Genomic DNA, 14,624 nt, shown 5'->3' on the forward strand with positions numbered 1-14,624 from the left:
GATGGCTGTGTCGGTGCGGGCTCCTCGTGGTGCTGTTCCACCCGCTTGAGGTCCCGCCGTGCGCGCCCCGACCCGGACGTGAAACAACGAGAGTCCTTCTCCTGTGTTCTGGTCCTATGTGATCGACCGTCTGCCGCAGATCTCGTTCTCTGCGTGGCAGCATCTCTGGCTCGTCGCCCAGTGCCTCGTGCTCGCCTTGGTGATCGCCCTCGCCATCGCCTTCGCGGTCTACCGCGTTCCCTGGCTGCGCGCGCTGGCGAACGGCGTCTCGGCCGTGGGGCTCACCATCCCGTCGTTCGCGCTCATCGGCCTGCTGATCGCGCCGATGGGCTTCGGCGTCGCGCCGTCGGTCACCGTGGTCACGTTCTTCGCGGCGCTCCCCGTGCTGCGCAATGCGATCGTCGGCCTCGGCGAGGTCGACCGCAGTGTCGTCGAGTCGGCACGCGGCATGGGCATGAGCCGCGCCCGGGTCATGCTGTCCATCGAGCTGCCACTCGCCTGGCCCGTCATTCTCACCGGTCTGCGCGTCTCGGCCCAGATGGTCATGGGCGTCGCGGCCGTCACGGCCTATGCGCTGGGGCCCGGGCTCGGCAGCTTCATCTTCTCGGGCCTGTCGCGCCTCGGCGGCGCGAACTCCCTCGAGTCGGTGGTCGTCGGCGTCGTCGGCGTCATCGTGCTCGCCCTGATTCTCGATCTGCTCCTCGTCGGCCTCGGCCGACTCACCATCTCGCGAGGTATCCGTGTCAACCAGTAACGCTTCCACCACCGAGGTCTCCGGCCGCAGCATCCTGCTCGACCAGGTGACCAAGAGGTACCCCGGGCAGGCGAAGGCGGCCGTCGACGGCCTGACCCTTGAGATCCCGGCCGGCAAGATCGTGATGCTCGTCGGGCCGTCCGGCTGCGGCAAGACGACGACCCTGAAGATGATCAACCGCCTGATCGAGCCGACCGAGGGCCGGATCGTGCTGGGCGACGAGGACGTCACCTCGATCAGCGGCGACGAGCTGCGCCGCCGCATCGGCTACGTCGTGCAGGGCGCTGCGCTGTTCCCGCACCAGACGGTCGCCCAGAACATCGCCACCGTGCCCAAGCTGCTCGGCTGGTCGAAGGAGCGCATCGCCGCCCGCGTCGACGAGCTGCTCGAACTCGTGTCGCTCGACCCGAACACCTACCGGCACCGCTTCCCGCGCGAGCTCTCGGGCGGCCAGCAGCAGCGCATCGGCGTCGCGCGCGCCCTCGCGGCCGACCCGCCTGTGCTGATCATGGACGAGCCCTTCGGAGCCGTCGACCCGATCACCCGCCAGCGACTGCAGGAGGAGCTGCTGCGCATCCAGGAGGAGCTGCAGAAAACGATCGTGATCGTGACCCACGACTTCGACGAGGCGGTCAAGCTCGGCGACTGGATCGTCGTCTTCCGCGAGGGCGGCCGGATCGTGCAGTACGACACCCCCGAGCGCATCCTCGCGGACCCCGCCGACGAGTTCGTCGAGAACTTCATCGGCTCGGGCGCCGGGCTCAAGCAGCTCACGCTCACCCGCGTGCGCGACGTCGAGCTGGCGGATGCCGTCACGGGAGCCGCGGGGACGCCGGCGGCCGAGCTGCTGAAGCGCGCCCGAGAGGCCGGTCACAACCACGCGGTGGTCCTCGACGGCCAGCGTCGCCCGCTGCGCTGGCCCTCGCTGCGACGGCTGTCGCGCATGGACCTCCTGCCTGCCGAGCGCGACGACGAGATGCCCGTGGTCGCGCCGACCGCCTCACTGCAGGACGCGCTCGACACGATGCTCGTCTCGAGCGCGGGCGCGGCGATCGTGACGGGGCGCCGCGGCGAGTTCGCCGGCGTCATCACGGTCGAGGTGATCATGGATGCCATCACGAGGGCCCGCGAGTCGGCGGCGGAAGTCGCCGAGGACGCCCCGATCGGCCTCAACACCGAGGCGATCGCCGTGGTGAGCGGGGACCCGTCGTGACGGCCGTCGCCGCGCCCGCTGACGCACAGACCATCGTCACGACCGAGCAGGTGGGCGGCGCGCGCACCTGGCGCGGACTGCTCATCCAGCCCGCGGCGATCGTCGTCGTGCTGCTCGCCTACGGCGTCTGGCTCGCCACCGCCGACCTCTCCGCGACCGAGCGTGCCACCCTGAACCCCGCCGACCTGCTCGGCTACTCGTGGCAGCACCTCGGCCTGACGTTCATCTCTGCGGCGATCGTCGTCGTCGTGATGATCCCCCTCGCCGTGCTGCTGACCAGGCGGCCGCTCAACAGGGCGAGCGGCGTGATCCTCGCGCTCGCCAACATCGGGCAGGCCGCCCCTGCCATCGGGCTCGTCGTGCTGCTCGCGTTCTGGCTCGGGTTCTCGTTCTGGACGGCGGTCGTCGCGCTCGTCATCTACGCGGCGCTCCCCGTGCTGCGCAACACCATGATCGGCATCCAGAGCGTCGACCGGGGTCTCGTGGAGGCGGCGCGCGGCATGGGCATGAGCAACTTCGGCGCCCTGCTGCGCATCGAGCTGCCGCTCGCGGTGCCCGTCATGCTCGCCGGAGTGCGCACCGCGCTCGTGCTGCTCGCGGGCTCGGCCGCGCTCGCAACGTTCATCGGCGGCGGCGGCCTGGGGCTGCTGATCACGACCGGCGTGAACCTCTTCCTTCCCCGGGTGCTGATCTCCGGCGCCCTGCTGATCGCTCTGCTCGCGCTGCTCGTGGACTGGCTCGGCCGCGTCGTCGAGCACCTGGCACAGCCGAAAGGACTGACCCGATGAACCACCCCCTCCGCCGCGCCGCCGTCGCGGCATCCGTCGCCATTTCGGCTGTGCTCGCCCTGGCGGGCTGCGGCCTGCAGCCGGCCGCCTCATTCGTGCCTGAGGTGCACTCGGGGTCGATCAAGCCCGTCAAGGGGCTGCCCGCCGATGCATCCGTCATCGTGACGTCGAAGAACTTCACCGAGCAGATCCTGCTCGGTAAGATCGCCGTGCTCGCGCTGACCGCCGCCGGGTTCCACGTGACCGATGAGACCAACGTTCCGGGCAGCCAGGCCGTTCGCCAGCTGATGCTGGCGGGCGATGCCGACGTCGAGTACGACTACACCGGCACGGCGTGGCTCACGTACCTCGGCAAGACGACCGGCATCGCGGACCAGAACGAGCAGTACGAGGCGGTGCGCAGGGCGGACGCGGCGAACGGGCTGACGTGGCTGCCGGTCACGCCGATGAACGACACCTACGCGCTCGCGTCGACCTCGGCCGGAGCGACGAAGCTCGGGGTCACCTCGCTCTCCGACATCGCCACGCTTCCCGTCGATGAGCGCACCTTCTGCGTCGAGTCCGAGTTCAACTCGCGGCCCGACGGCTTCCGCCCGATGCTGGAGAAGTACGGTCTCGAACTCGGTGGCTCCGGCGCGAACCGCGTTCCCGCCAAGAACGTGAGCGTCCTCGATACGGGCACCGTCTACACCGCGACCGCACAGGGCAAGTGCAACTTCGGCGAGGTGTTCACGACCGACGGCCGCATCGGCTCGCTGCACCTCAAGGTGCTCACCGACGACAAGCACTTCTTCCCCGCATACAACGGCTCGCCCGTTGTCAACACGCAGACGCTCAAGAAGTACCCGCAGATCGCAACGGTGCTGAACCGGCTCTCGCCGAAGCTCACCAACGACGTGCTGGTCTCGCTGAACCGCAAGGTCGACGTGCTGGGGCAGGACCCTGGCCAGGTCGCCTCCGACTGGCTCGTGAAGGAAGGGTTCCTCACGAAGTGACCCGTCGGGGCCGGCCGCGCGGCGGTCGGCCCCGACGAGCGCCCGTTCGGCTTGCCCCGTTAGCCTGGCACACGTGCGCGCGCCGGCCTTCCCCCAGTCCTACGAGAACCGCGCGGTCGCGCGGGCGCTCGACAAGCTCGTCGAGAGCCCCGGCGAAGACACGCTCGCCGCGCTGCTCGACGCCGCGCTGCGCGGCGGCCTGACCGTCGATGTCACCGGCTCGCCCTCGCCGCAGGACCTGCGCCTGCGCACGCTGCAGACGACGGACGGCCAGCAGGTGCTTCCCCTGTTCTCGTCGATGAAAGAGCTGAAGGCGACCGCGGATGCCGCGGGCCTCGGCGGCACGAAGGTGAACGGCATCATCGTCCCGGGCCGTCAGGCGCTCGGCTTCATCGAGACCGCCGACTTCGTCGCCGTGCAGTTCGACCCGCGCCGGCCCGGCGGCATCGTCGCCCGCGAGCACGTGCTGCGCGCGCTGGCATCCTGAACCCGCGCCGGGCGCACGGGCCGACCCCGGCCGTTCGGAATGCCCCGTCTACACTTGTCGGGCTATGTCAATCCATGAAACCGCGGCCATGGGCTCAGAGGTCACGCGCAGCTGGAGCTGCGTGCTCTTCGACCTCGACGGCACCCTGACCGACTCCGCGCCCGGCATCACGAGCTCGCTGCGGCGAATGTTCGACGCCATCGGCCGCCCCGTCCACAGCGAAGACGAGCTGATGGCATACGTCGGCCCGCCCCTCGTCAGCACGCTGCGCGCCCGTGAGGACTTCACCGAGGCAGAGGCCGAGCACGCCCTCACCGTGTACCGCGCCTTCGCCGAGGAATCCGATCTCACCGACAACGCCGTGTTCCCCGGCATCGCGGGCCTGCTCGCCTCTCTGCACGCCGACGGCATTCCCGTCGCCACCGCGACCAGCAAGCCGACCTCGCGCGCCACGCGCATCCTCGACCACTTCGGCCTCTCGCAGTACCTGACCTTCATCGGCGGCGCGGCAGACGACGACTCGCGCGCCGAGAAGGCCGAGGTGATCGCCTACACCCTCGCCGAGCTCGAGAAGCTCGGCGTCGACACCTCGCGGCCCGTGATGGTCGGCGACCGCTTCTACGACGTCGAGGGCGCCACCGCGAACGACGTGCCTGTGATCCTGGTCGAGTGGGGCTACGGCTCGCCGGCCGAGGCGAAGGGCGCCATGGCGGTCGTGCACTCCGTCGACCAGCTGCGCTCGCTGCTGCTCGGCCAGGCGGTCGCGGCGTAGCATTCCGCACGTGGGCACCCCTCGCTCCGGCCCCGTGGTGGTCGGTCTCGCCGTCGGCACGCCCGATCGCGTGCTCGACGAGGCCGTCTCGATCGCGCACGACCTCGGCGCGCGCCTCATGTGCGTCTACGTCGACGAGAGCCGCGTGCCGATAGGCGAAGCCCCCGACGGGTCGGTCGTCACGGCGCCCGTTGCCGCCTTCGACCACAACGAGCCGCAGGGCGAGAAGCTGCAGCCCGCGCTGACCGAGATCTCGGCCCGCGTCGTGGCACGCGCCGCCGCGGCGAACGTGACGGTCACGCACCACACTCTCGCGGGTGACCCGGTCACGGCGCTCTCGCGCTTCGCGGTCGACCGCGGCGCCCGCCTCATCGTCGTCGGCACCCGTCAGCCCGGGGTGCGCGCGTCGCTCTCGCTGCTGCTCGCCGGCCCGGTCGCCTCACGGCTCGCCCGGCGCCAGCCCGTGCCCGTGCTGGTCGTGCCGCTGCACGACCGCTCGCCGCTGCCCACGGCCGCCGTTGCAGAGTCGGGCGGCGAGATCGATGCGGATGCCGGGGCCGACGTCCCCGACCCCAGCGATGTGCTCTTCGGCGAGGGTCATGCCTAGCTCACCCCTGCACACGCGCCCCCTGCCCGTGCTGCTCGTCTTCGTCGGCGGCGCCCTCGGGACCCTCGCCCGCTATCTGCTCAGCCTGGTCGTCCCCGCTCTCGGGCCGGGATTCCCCCTGCCGACCTTCCTCGTCAACCTCGTCGGCGCCTTCGCGCTCGGCATGCTGCTCGAGGGGCTGCTGCGTGGCGGCAACGACGTCGGCTGGCGGCAGCGCGCGCGCCTCTTCTTCGCGCCCGGCTTCCTGGGCGGGTTCACGACCTACAGCTCCCTCTGCGTCGAGACCGTGCTGCTGACCGAGAACGGCCACTACGTCACGGGCGGCGTCTACGCCGTCGCCACACTGCTGCTCGGCCTCGCCGCCGCCGCGGCCGGGGTGTGGGTGGCCGCGAACGTGTTCGAGGTGCCCGCGGCGGCACCCGGCAGCTCGCACTCGACGGTCACGTCGACGCAGATCCTGCATCTCGCCGAGCCCGAGGACCGCGGCCCGCTCGCCGACGCGCCGCGGGCGCGTACCGACTCGGATGCCACCGAGGGAGACCTCCGGTGATCGTCTCTCTGCTCGTCGCCGTCGCGGGCGGCGTGGGGGCCGTGGCGCGCTTCGTGCTCGACGGCGTGATCCGCTCGCGGGTCGCGTCGCTGGTTCCCGCCGGCACCTTCGTCATCAACGTGTCGGGGTCGCTGCTGCTCGGCTTCCTCACGGGGCTGGTGCTCGTCGGCGCCGAGCCGACCGATGTGCGCGTCGTGCTCGGCACGGGCTTCCTCGGCGGCTACACGACCTTCTCGACGGCCATGATCGAGACGGTGCGCCTGCTGCAGCAGCGGCGCTGGGGCGCGGCCGCGGTGAACGGCATCGCGATGCTGCTGCTCGGGCTGGGTGCCGCGGTGCTCGGCGTCTTCCTGGGGACCCTGTTCTGAGTCGCCGGGCCGGCTGAGCCGCACGGCCTGCGGTCACGCCGTCATGCGGTCACGCGGTCACGCCGTCACGCCGTCGCCCGGGTGCCCGCCTCGCGGGGCAGCGCCAGCGCCTCGAACAGAGGAATGAGCAGCAGCGCGGCGGCACCGACGAAGGCCCAGCGATAGCCGAGCCAGTCGCCGTCGTGAGTGATGGATGCCGCGAGCGCCCCGCCCAGGCGCACGAGCAGCGCCGCGACCGCGATGCCGAGCCCCGCCGCCACCTGCTGCATCGTCGAGGCGAGCGTGTTCGCCCCGTTCGTCGCCGCCGGCGGCACATCGACGAACTGGATGGTGTTGTAGCCGCTGAAGCCGATCGACCGGAAGGCGCCGCTCGCGACGAGCAGCACGACGGTGACCGCGATGGGCGTCGACGGGTCGACGAACGCGAGCAGCACCAGGATCGCGGCGCCGATGATGTTCGACCCGACGATCACGGTGCGGAAGCCGAATCGCTTGATAAGCGGCGTGGTCGCCGGCTTGATGCCGATGTTGCCGACGAATAGCGCGATCACGATGAGCCCGGCCTGCGCCGCCGACCACCCCAAGCCGGACTGGAAGAGCAGGGTCACGAGGAACGGCACCGCCCCGATCATGAGCCGATAGACCCCGCCCCCTGCATTCCCCGCGCGGAATGTGTCGATGCGCAGGGCGGAGAAGTCGAGCACGGGGTGCCGCGCACGGCGCAGCCGCCACCAGAACAGGCATCCGCTCACGGCGGCCACAGCCAGCGCGACGGCGACCGCGAGCCAGTCGGTGCGGGTCTCGCCCACGAGTTCGCCGGCCATGACCAGGCCGGCCAGCGCGAGGGCGATCAGCACGAGGCCCGACCAGTCGAGCGGCACCGGCCGCAGCTCGTCCGCGCGCGGCACCAGCAGCACAGCGGCGATCAGGGTCGCGATGCCGATCGGCACGTTGATGATGAAGATCCAGCGCCAGCCGACCGTGTCGGCGAGCACGCCGCCGACGGCCGGGGCGATCACCGGGGCGAGCAGCGCGGGCCAGGTGAGATACGCCATCGCATCGAGCAGGTCGCGCGGCTCAACCGAGCGCAGGACCGCCAGTCGCCCGACCGGCACCATCATCGCACCGCCGATGCCCTGCAGCACGCGGAAGACGCACAGCCAGAACAGGTCGGGCGAGAGCGCGCACAGGGCGGATGCCGCCCCGAAGACCACGATCGCCGTGAGATACACCCGGCGCGTGCCGAAGCGGTCGGCGAGCCAACCGGTCGCGGGAATGCAGACCGCCAGGGCCAGCAGATAGGCCGTCATCGCGACATTGATGTCGGTCGCGCGCACTCCGAAGTCTCGGGCGATCGCGGGCGCAGCCGTCTGGATCACGGTGCCGTCGAGGAACTCCATGAATGCCGTGACGGCGACGAGCAGCGCCAGGCCGCGGTTGAAGCTCGCACTCGGCGCCATAACGCTCTTCTATGCCTCGGCGGGAATATCAGCGGTGGCCCGGCGCGTTCGCACGGCCCAGCGGCCGTCGTGCCGCGAGATCGTCACCGGGTAGTCGAGCGTCTTCGACACGAGCTCGGTGGTCAGCACCTCGTCCGCCGGCCCCTGGGCCACCACCTTCCCGGCCCGCAGCAGCATGGCGTGCGTCGTCGAGGCGGGCAGCTCTTCGAGGTGGTGCGTGACGAGCACGGATGCCAGGTCGGGGTGCTGCTCGCGCAGCTGGTCGATCCTGTCGAGCAGCTGCTCGCGCGCCGCGATGTCGAGGCCCGTCGACGGCTCGTCGAGCAGCAGCACATGGGGGTCTGCCTGCAGCGCCCGGGCGATGAGGGTGCGGCCGCGCTCCCCCTGTGAGAGGTTCGGCCACCGCGCGTCCGCGAGCGCGCCCATGCCGAGCAGCTCGAGCAGATAGTCGGCGCGCTCGACCTCGGCATCGCTCGGCGCCCAGCGCATCGGCAGCTCGGTGCCGCCCGTGCCGCCGGTGAGCACGACCTCACGCGCGGTCAGCGGGCTGAGCAGCTGATGCCGGGGGTTCACGTGGCCGATGAGGGTGCGCAGCTCGCGCAGGTCGACGCGGCCGAGCCGCTTCCCGAGCACCTCGACGGTGCCGCGGGTGGGGTGCTGGTGGGCGCCGAGCATCGACAGCAGCGTCGACTTCCCCGCACCGTTCGCGCCGATCAAGGCCCAGTGCTGACCCCGCTCGACCTCGAGATCGATGTGGTCGAGAATCGCCCGGCCGTCCCGAACGAAGTCGACACCGACGGCGGAGAGGACAGGGGCGGGGCTCACCCCGCCTACGCTACCGAATCGTTTCGATCGGCACTCTCACGCCGCTGAGGCTGACGCCTTCTCGGCCTCGGCGAGCAGCAGCGCCGTGCAGAACCCCTCGAGACCCGCGTTCAGGTCGTCGATGGTGGGGAAGGTGGGGGCGATGCGGATGACGGCGTCCTCGGGGTCGTCGAGGTACGGGTGCGTCGAGCCGGCCGGTGTGATCGCGATGCCCGCCTCCGCGGCGAGCGCGATCGCGCGCTTGGCGACACCGGGCGAAACGGTCAGTGTGACGAAGTAGCCGCCCTTCGGGTCGGTCCAGCTGCCGACGCCGAACGGCGCGAGCCGGCGCCCGAACACCTCCTGCACGGCGGCGAACTTCGGCGCGATCAGAGCGCGGTGCTTCTCCATGTGCGCGGCGACGCCCTCTGGCGACTGCAGCAGCTCGACGTGGCGCAGCTGGTTGAGCTTGTCGGGGCCGATCGACTGGAACGACGCCCAGTGCGAGAACCACGCGATGTTGTCGGGCGAGGAGCCCAGGAATCCGACGCCCGCACCCGCGTACGTCACCTTCGAGGTCGACGCGAACACGAACACGCGATCCGGATTCCCCGCCTCTGCCGCGAGCCGCAGGACGTCGATCGGTTCGGGTCGCCAGTCGGTGATGTGGTGCACCGCATAGGCGTTGTCCCACATGATGCGGAAGTCGTCGCCGGCCGTGAGCGAGACGAGCTCGCGCGCGACCTCTTCCGAGTACACGGCGCCCGTCGGGTTCGAGTACACCGGCACGCACCAGATGCCCTTGATGGTCGGGTCGAGCTCGAGCGCCGCCTTGACCGCCGCGATGTCGGGGCCGTCGTCGTTCAGCGGCACCGGGATCATGCGCACCCCGAGCGCTTCGGTGATGGCGAAGTGGCGGTCGTAGCCGGGCACGGGGCACAGGAACGAGACCGTCTCCTCACGACCCCACGGCCGTTCTGACCCCGGTACGCCGTGCAGCATCGCGAACGCGAGCACGTCGTGCATGAGCGTCAGTGACGAGTTGCCGAGCGCGAGCAGCTGCGGCACGGGCACCCGCAGCGCGTCGGAGAACAGCGCGCGCAGCTCGGGAAGGCCGGAGGCGCCGCCGTAGTTGCGCAGGTCGGTTCCTGCGGCATCCGTGTATGACCCCGCGCCCGGCAGTGTGAGCAGCGCGTCGGAGAGGGCGAGCTGGTCGGCGGCGGGCTTGCCACGCGTGAGATCGAGCCGCAGGCCGCGTGCTTTCAACTCGTCGTACGCCGACTGGAACTCGGCGAGACGGTCGGGCAGGGTGACGGGCGCGGTGCTCACACGGAGATCGTACCGGCGCGTCGCCTGGCGGATGCCCGTGCGCGGTCCGTGTGGGGGCGGGCCCGCACGGGTACGAGCCGGTCATGACTGATCAGGACGACCCGCGCCCCTACGACCCAGAGGAACTCGACGACGACGCCGACGAACTGGACGAGCTCGACGGCGAGATCGATGAGGCCAAGGACGAGACGACGAAGGATGCCGACGACGACACGCTTCCCGACGAGTTCCCGAGGGGGATGCCACCGGGCAGCGCCGCGGAGCTCGACGAGGACCCCGAGCGGCGCGACCCCGACACCGACACCGACACCGACGAGAGCTGAGGTCGCGGCCTAGGAACCCGAGCGCTCGCGCACCGCGTCCAGCACGGCCGGTGTCGGGCTGTCGATGAGCTCGTCCCATTCGTGGTTCTTGTCGAGGAACTTGGTCACGTAGGGGCAGAAGTTGACGAGCCGCTTCCCCTGCGCCCGCACGTCATCGAGCGCGGCGCGCACGAGCTGCCCGGCGAGGCCGCGACCGCCGAACTCGGGGCTCACCTCTGTATGCAGGAACACACGGCGCGCGCCCTGGTCGAGGTACTCGAGGAAGCCGGCATCCACGTCGTCACTCGTGATCACATACGTCGAGCCGGTGTCGCGCACCGTGACGTTCTCGTCGCTCATGCGGCGAGCCTACGTCTGTGGACAGCGCGCGCGGGCTCGTGGATGCCACCGGTACCGTCTCGGGCCATGAAGAGCGTCTCGTCGAGCTACGTCCGCGACAACTGGGCGCGGGTGATGGACGACGCGCTGCACGAGCCCATCGCGGTCACCTTTCACGGTCGCGCACGCGTCCTCATCGTCGACGCGAAGTTGTCCCAGAAGCTCACGGGCATCCTCGCCGAGGCGGCAGCCGAGGCCGCCGCCCCGCCGCGATACCCGTGGCTGGACCACTCACTGCCCGTCTGGGAGCGCGTCGACGCACTGAGGCAGCGCAAGAAGCAGATCTTCCTCAAGCCGATGGAGGAGTGGACCGAGGAAGAGGACGAGATTCTCGGCGAGTCGTACCGCGCCATCGAAGACGGTCTCAGGTGAGCGCGAGCTCGAGGCAGCGGTGTGTTCCCGCGCCGGCGCGCACGGCGCTGCCCCCACACGTCTCTCAGATCACGCTTGTGCGAAATGCCGCGAGTTGGACATCTTGGACAATTCGGACAGACACGAAAAGAGCCATGTGCAACCCCCGTGCGTCGCACGCGTTTAGTGCGTCGCGGCCTGCGGCGGCTCGGTGAGCGACTCGATCGCGTCGAGCTCGGCGACGGCATCCGCCGGCAGCTCGAGCGCGGCGGCCGCGATGTTCTCGGCGAGATGCACGCGACGGGATGTGCCCGGGATCAGCGCGATGTTCGGCGAGCGCTGCAGCAGCCACGCGAGCGCGACCTGCTGGGGCGACGCCTCGAGCCGCTCGGCCACCTCGGCGAGCACACCCGACTGCAGCGGAGTGAAGCCGCCGAGCGGGAAGTAGGGAACGTAGGCGATGCCGAGTTCGGCGGTGCGCCGCAGAATCGGCTCGTCGCCGCGCCGCACCAGGTTGTAGAGCGACTGCACGGTCACGATCGGCGCGATCGACAGCGCCTCGCTGAGCTGCGCGTCGGTCACCTGGCTCAGCCCGAGGTGACGGATCTTGCCCTGCTGCTGCAGTTCGACGAGTGCGCCGACCTGGTCGGCGATGGACTCTTCGACGGTGGCCTCGGGCGAGCCCATGCGCAGGTTCACGACGTCGATCGTCTCGAGCCCCAGGTGCTCGAGATTGTCGTGCACCTGGGCGACGAGGCTCTCGGGGCTGCGGTCCATGTTCCAGGCGCCGTCCGGCCCGCGGGAGGCGCCGACCTTCGTGACGATGTGCAAGCCCGCGGGGTACGGGTGGAGCGCCTCGCGGATGAGGTCGTTCGACACGTTGTACCCGTAGAAGGCGGCCGTGTCGATGTGCGTGACTCCGGCGTCGACGGCGGCGCGCAGCACCGCGATCGCCTCGTCGCGGTCGCGTGGTGGGCCCCAGACGCCGGGGCCCGGAAGCTGCATGGCGCCGTAGCCCATGCGCGTGATGGTGAGGTCAGGGGCGAGGGTGAGGGTTCCGCCAGCGATGCTCATGTGTTTCCTAACTATCCGGTTAGTCAGAGACTAGATCGGGACTAACCATTTAGTCAAGAAATACGATGAGCTGAGAAGAGAGGTGAACGGATGCCTGAACCCGAGCAATCGCCCGCGGCCGCCGGCCGCGCAGAAGCGACCCGTCAGCGCATCCTCGAGTCCGCGTTCGCCGAGTTCTCGACCTACGGCTTCGCCGGCGCCCGCGTCGACCGCATCGCGAAGGCCGCCGGCTGCAACAAGAACCTGATCTACATCTACTTCGACAGCAAAGAGGGCCTCTTCGACGAGACGCTGCGCCGGCGGCTGCGCATCGTCTCGGAGCAGAACCCGCTGACCCCCGCCGACCTCGCGGAGTTCGCGGGGCGCACCTTCGACTTCGTGATGGCCAACCCCGAGGTCATCCGGCTCACGGCGTGGACCAAGCTCGACCCCGACACGCCAGACCCTGCGGCCCACGGCGAGGGCGCCGGAGCGAAGGCGGCCGCCCTGCGCGCGGCCCAGCAGGCGGGCGAACTGACGGATGCCTGGGATGCCGAGTTCCTCATCACCTTCGTCATGTCACTTGCGACCGCGTGGGTGCCGGCCTTCCCCTACGGCGCGCCCGGTCTCGACCACGCGCGCATCCGCGCGCAGATCGTCCGCGCGGTGGCTGCGGTGCTCGCGGCGCCAGCGACCTCCTCGGGTGCCGAGTAGCGGAAGCCCTCACTACGCTCACCCTCATGGCCTACGAGTTCACGTCCGAGCTCTACGAGTGGTCGGCCCGCGACAACTGGTTCTTCGTCGATCTGCCGCCCGCGGTGAGCGACGAGATCACGGCGTTGCCTCTGATTCCGGGCGGCTTCGGCTCGGTGAAGGTCGAGGCGACGGTCGGCCACGTGACCTGGCGTACGTCGGTGTTCCCCGACGACAAGCGGGGCACCTTCGTGCTGCCGATCAAGAAAGAGGTGCGAGCCCGCAACTCGCTCGTTGCGGGCTCGCCGGTCGAGGTCACCCTCGTGGTCGTGCGATAGACGCCGGCGGGGCGACGAACCCCGACCGAGCACCCCTGGCACCGGCATCCGGATCGCCTGCGCCGAATGCGTGCGCGACCCGCTCGGCAACCTGATGCCAGTGTTCGTTGGCGTGCTTCTGCTTTTCGTATTTCGCCCGCTCGCGCAGCTCGAGGATCACATCGGCGTACTCGAGCTCTTCGGCGGGCGATATGATGTTGTGCGACATCGGCCCCTCCAAACCTTGACCGAACGTGGCGCTCTGCCCACCATTCGAGGCTAGGAGCGACCACTGACATTCGTGGCGGCCGCGCTGCCGAGCTGCTGGCTGCCTACGTCAGAGGGTCGAGGCCAGCGCGTCGATCACGACGTCTGAGAGGCGCGAGATGTGGGCGAGTCCGCTCTTCCGCGGCAGGATCACGCTGTTCAGCCAGACCATCACCGTATCGGTCTGCGGGTCTGCCCACGCGTTGCAGACGGCGCTGCCGTTGTGCCCGAACATGCTCTCGTTCGCGTGCGTCCCCATCGGCCGCACCTGGCCGGGGAAGCCGAGCTGGAATCCTGTCCCCCAGCGCATGGTGTGGCCGATGACACGGTCGATCTCGCCTTCGGCCGACACGGCCCGCGCGTCGGCGATCGTCTCGGGCGGCAGCACGCCGTCTCCGCCCCGCAGCAGCGCGCGGTAGAAGTGCGCGAGGTCGCGCGCGGTCGTCTGGACTCCTGCGGCCGGGATCACCGCCTCGCGCACGGTGCGCCGGTTGAATGCCGCTTCACGTATATATTCCACGGGATGCCCCGCCCGAAGCGGCACATGGCGTTCCCACGCCTCTCGCGCCAGGGCGAGGTGAGTGTCGCCGAGGCCGAGCGGCCGCACGAGCTCGTCGTCGATGAACCGGTCGACGACGCGCCCGTCGACGCGCCGCACGAGCTCGCCCAGCGTGAAGCCGAAGCTCAGCACTTCATAGGCGACGACGCGGCCAGGCGGGTAGCGCAGCGCCGCCTCCTCGGCCGCCTGAACGGATGCCCGCCAGTCGGCCATGCGCAGCGCATCGCCGAGCATCCCGCCGGCCGAATAGGGCGCTCCACTGCGATGGGTGAGCACGTGCCGCACCGTGACGGCTGACTTTCCGTTGCTGGCATATTCCGGCCAGTAGTCGGCCACCGGTGCGTCCAGCTCGAGCCGGCCGCGCTGCGCCAGCAGGTGCACGGCGAGCGCGGTGAAGGGCTTGCTGACGCTGAAGGTGTAGAAGAGGTCGCTCGGCTGCGCACCGACCAGCTGCTCGAAGACGACCTCGTCGCCGCGCATGACGATGATCGACGAGGCACCACCACGCTCGGCGGCGACACGAGCCACGTCATCCCAACCCACGCGGGAAGGCTAG

General features: G+C 70.2%; 20 protein-coding genes. 13 read left to right on the top strand and 7 right to left on the bottom strand.

Features of this window, described 5'->3' with window-relative positions:
- The first annotated feature begins 103 nt into the window (after positions 1 to 103).
- The 9 genes from ABD716_RS08285 to crcB all read left to right on the top strand — a co-directional run bounded on the left by ABD716_RS08285 (position 104) and on the right by crcB (position 6,534).
- On the top strand, positions 104 to 754 hold the full coding sequence (locus tag ABD716_RS08285) for an ABC transporter permease (RefSeq protein ID WP_344775733.1): 651 nt from the start codon (positions 104 to 106) through the stop codon (positions 752 to 754).
- Positions 741 to 1,967 carry an ATP-binding cassette domain-containing protein gene (locus tag ABD716_RS08290; protein WP_344775735.1) on the top strand — a complete coding sequence of 409 codons (1,227 nt, stop codon included), beginning with the start codon at positions 741 to 743 and terminating at the stop codon, positions 1,965 to 1,967. Before ABD716_RS08285 ends, ABD716_RS08290 begins: the two co-directional genes overlap by 14 nt.
- Positions 1,964 to 2,755, top strand: coding sequence for an ABC transporter permease (locus ABD716_RS08295; protein WP_344775737.1), 792 nt, complete (start codon positions 1,964 to 1,966; stop codon positions 2,753 to 2,755). The genes ABD716_RS08290 and ABD716_RS08295 overlap by 4 nt, the downstream gene beginning before the upstream one ends.
- The gene (locus ABD716_RS08300) at positions 2,752 to 3,750 is read left to right on the top strand and encodes a glycine betaine ABC transporter substrate-binding protein (protein ID WP_344775739.1); all 999 of its coding nucleotides are present in this window, start codon (positions 2,752 to 2,754) and stop codon (positions 3,748 to 3,750) included. Before ABD716_RS08295 ends, ABD716_RS08300 begins: the two co-directional genes overlap by 4 nt.
- A 73-nt stretch (positions 3,751 to 3,823) precedes the next feature.
- Positions 3,824 to 4,237 carry an SseB family protein gene (locus ABD716_RS08305; protein WP_344775741.1) on the top strand — a complete coding sequence of 138 codons (414 nt, stop codon included), beginning with the start codon at positions 3,824 to 3,826 and terminating at the stop codon, positions 4,235 to 4,237.
- A gap of 64 nt (positions 4,238 to 4,301) precedes the next feature.
- Complete coding sequence (locus ABD716_RS08310; protein WP_344775743.1) at positions 4,302 to 5,009, top strand: HAD hydrolase-like protein; 708 nt, start codon at positions 4,302 to 4,304, stop codon at positions 5,007 to 5,009.
- A 10-nt stretch (positions 5,010 to 5,019) separates the two neighbouring features.
- Complete coding sequence (locus ABD716_RS08315; protein ID WP_344775745.1) at positions 5,020 to 5,616, top strand: universal stress protein; 597 nt, start codon at positions 5,020 to 5,022, stop codon at positions 5,614 to 5,616.
- Positions 5,609 to 6,166: a fluoride efflux transporter FluC gene (locus ABD716_RS08320; RefSeq protein ID WP_344775747.1), complete on the top strand. Its 558-nt coding sequence runs from the start codon at positions 5,609 to 5,611 to the stop codon at positions 6,164 to 6,166. The genes ABD716_RS08315 and ABD716_RS08320 overlap by 8 nt, the downstream gene beginning before the upstream one ends.
- Positions 6,163 to 6,534: a fluoride efflux transporter CrcB gene (gene crcB, locus ABD716_RS08325; RefSeq protein WP_344775749.1), complete on the top strand. Its 372-nt coding sequence runs from the start codon at positions 6,163 to 6,165 to the stop codon at positions 6,532 to 6,534. Before ABD716_RS08320 ends, crcB begins: the two co-directional genes overlap by 4 nt.
- 65 nt (positions 6,535 to 6,599) lie before the next feature.
- Here crcB and ABD716_RS08330 read toward each other — a convergent pair whose 3' ends face one another.
- The 3 genes from ABD716_RS08330 to ABD716_RS08340 are packed head-to-tail and all read right to left on the bottom strand — an operon-like array spanning position 6,600 to position 10,127.
- Positions 6,600 to 7,994: an MFS transporter gene (locus ABD716_RS08330; RefSeq protein ID WP_344775751.1), complete on the bottom strand. Its 1,395-nt coding sequence runs from the start codon at positions 7,992 to 7,994 to the stop codon at positions 6,600 to 6,602.
- A 9-nt stretch (positions 7,995 to 8,003) separates the two neighbouring features.
- Positions 8,004 to 8,819 (bottom strand): ABC transporter ATP-binding protein, encoded by an 816-nt coding sequence (locus ABD716_RS08335; RefSeq protein ID WP_344775753.1) that lies wholly within the window; start codon positions 8,817 to 8,819, stop codon positions 8,004 to 8,006.
- Between the two features lie 36 nt (positions 8,820 to 8,855).
- The gene (locus tag ABD716_RS08340; protein WP_344775755.1) at positions 8,856 to 10,127 is read right to left on the bottom strand and encodes an aspartate aminotransferase type Ic; all 1,272 of its coding nucleotides are present in this window, start codon (positions 10,125 to 10,127) and stop codon (positions 8,856 to 8,858) included.
- Between the two features lie 83 nt (positions 10,128 to 10,210).
- On the opposite strand from ABD716_RS08340, the gene ABD716_RS08345 reads away from it, so the two are divergent.
- The gene (locus tag ABD716_RS08345) at positions 10,211 to 10,450 is read left to right on the top strand and encodes a hypothetical protein (RefSeq protein ID WP_344775757.1); all 240 of its coding nucleotides are present in this window, start codon (positions 10,211 to 10,213) and stop codon (positions 10,448 to 10,450) included.
- Between the two features lie 9 nt (positions 10,451 to 10,459).
- Here the strand turns inward: ABD716_RS08345 and ABD716_RS08350 are convergent, their stop codons facing one another.
- The gene (locus ABD716_RS08350) at positions 10,460 to 10,789 is read right to left on the bottom strand and encodes a GNAT family N-acetyltransferase (protein ID WP_344775759.1); all 330 of its coding nucleotides are present in this window, start codon (positions 10,787 to 10,789) and stop codon (positions 10,460 to 10,462) included.
- A 66-nt stretch (positions 10,790 to 10,855) separates the two neighbouring features.
- Between ABD716_RS08350 and ABD716_RS08355 the strand changes: the two genes are divergently transcribed.
- Positions 10,856 to 11,200: a hypothetical protein gene (locus ABD716_RS08355; protein WP_344775761.1), complete on the top strand. Its 345-nt coding sequence runs from the start codon at positions 10,856 to 10,858 to the stop codon at positions 11,198 to 11,200.
- Positions 11,201 to 11,362: 162 nt separating this feature from the next.
- Here the strand turns inward: ABD716_RS08355 and ABD716_RS08360 are convergent, their stop codons facing one another.
- The gene (locus ABD716_RS08360) at positions 11,363 to 12,253 is read right to left on the bottom strand and encodes an oxidoreductase (protein ID WP_344775763.1); all 891 of its coding nucleotides are present in this window, start codon (positions 12,251 to 12,253) and stop codon (positions 11,363 to 11,365) included.
- 90 nt (positions 12,254 to 12,343) lie between these two features.
- On the opposite strand from ABD716_RS08360, the gene ABD716_RS08365 reads away from it, so the two are divergent.
- Both ABD716_RS08365 and ABD716_RS08370 read left to right on the top strand, forming a co-directional pair.
- A complete protein-coding gene (locus ABD716_RS08365) occupies positions 12,344 to 12,946 on the top strand; it encodes a TetR/AcrR family transcriptional regulator (RefSeq protein ID WP_344775765.1) in 603 nt (200 codons plus the stop codon).
- Positions 12,947 to 12,972: 26 nt separating this feature from the next.
- Positions 12,973 to 13,263 (top strand): DUF1905 domain-containing protein, encoded by a 291-nt coding sequence (locus ABD716_RS08370; RefSeq protein ID WP_344775767.1) that lies wholly within the window; start codon positions 12,973 to 12,975, stop codon positions 13,261 to 13,263.
- Here ABD716_RS08370 and ABD716_RS08375 read toward each other — a convergent pair.
- Positions 13,241 to 13,471, bottom strand: coding sequence for a hypothetical protein (locus ABD716_RS08375; RefSeq protein WP_344775769.1), 231 nt, complete (start codon positions 13,469 to 13,471; stop codon positions 13,241 to 13,243). The two genes, ABD716_RS08370 and ABD716_RS08375, sit on opposite strands and share 23 nt — an antisense overlap.
- Positions 13,472 to 13,579: 108 nt before the next feature.
- Positions 13,580 to 14,611 (bottom strand): serine hydrolase domain-containing protein, encoded by a 1,032-nt coding sequence (locus tag ABD716_RS08380; protein ID WP_344775771.1) that lies wholly within the window; start codon positions 14,609 to 14,611, stop codon positions 13,580 to 13,582.
- Positions 14,612 to 14,624: the final 13 nt, after the last annotated feature.

This window comes from Gryllotalpicola kribbensis, assembly GCF_039538245.1.
Lineage (GTDB): Bacteria > Actinomycetota > Actinomycetes > Actinomycetales > Microbacteriaceae > Gryllotalpicola > Gryllotalpicola kribbensis.

What these genes read in the sequence shown, in the direction of transcription:
- ABD716_RS08365 (WP_344775765.1), top strand. Translation starts at nt 12,344, where the DNA reads ATGCCTGAACCCGAGCAATCGCCCGCGGCCGCCGGCCGCGCAGAAGCG.
- ABD716_RS08350 (WP_344775759.1), bottom strand. Translation starts at nt 10,789, where the DNA reads ATGAGCGACGAGAACGTCACGGTGCGCGACACCGGCTCGACGTATGTG.
- ABD716_RS08320 (WP_344775747.1), top strand. Translation starts at nt 5,609, where the DNA reads ATGCCTAGCTCACCCCTGCACACGCGCCCCCTGCCCGTGCTGCTCGTC.
- ABD716_RS08310 (WP_344775743.1), top strand. Translation starts at nt 4,302, where the DNA reads ATGTCAATCCATGAAACCGCGGCCATGGGCTCAGAGGTCACGCGCAGC.
- ABD716_RS08370 (WP_344775767.1), top strand. Translation starts at nt 12,973, where the DNA reads ATGGCCTACGAGTTCACGTCCGAGCTCTACGAGTGGTCGGCCCGCGAC.
- ABD716_RS08375 (WP_344775769.1), bottom strand. Translation starts at nt 13,471, where the DNA reads ATGTCGCACAACATCATATCGCCCGCCGAAGAGCTCGAGTACGCCGAT.
- ABD716_RS08300 (WP_344775739.1), top strand. Translation starts at nt 2,752, where the DNA reads ATGAACCACCCCCTCCGCCGCGCCGCCGTCGCGGCATCCGTCGCCATT.
- ABD716_RS08345 (WP_344775757.1), top strand. Translation starts at nt 10,211, where the DNA reads ATGACTGATCAGGACGACCCGCGCCCCTACGACCCAGAGGAACTCGAC.
- ABD716_RS08330 (WP_344775751.1), bottom strand. Translation starts at nt 7,994, where the DNA reads ATGGCGCCGAGTGCGAGCTTCAACCGCGGCCTGGCGCTGCTCGTCGCC.
- ABD716_RS08360 (WP_344775763.1), bottom strand. Translation starts at nt 12,253, where the DNA reads ATGAGCATCGCTGGCGGAACCCTCACCCTCGCCCCTGACCTCACCATC.
- ABD716_RS08355 (WP_344775761.1), top strand. Translation starts at nt 10,856, where the DNA reads ATGAAGAGCGTCTCGTCGAGCTACGTCCGCGACAACTGGGCGCGGGTG.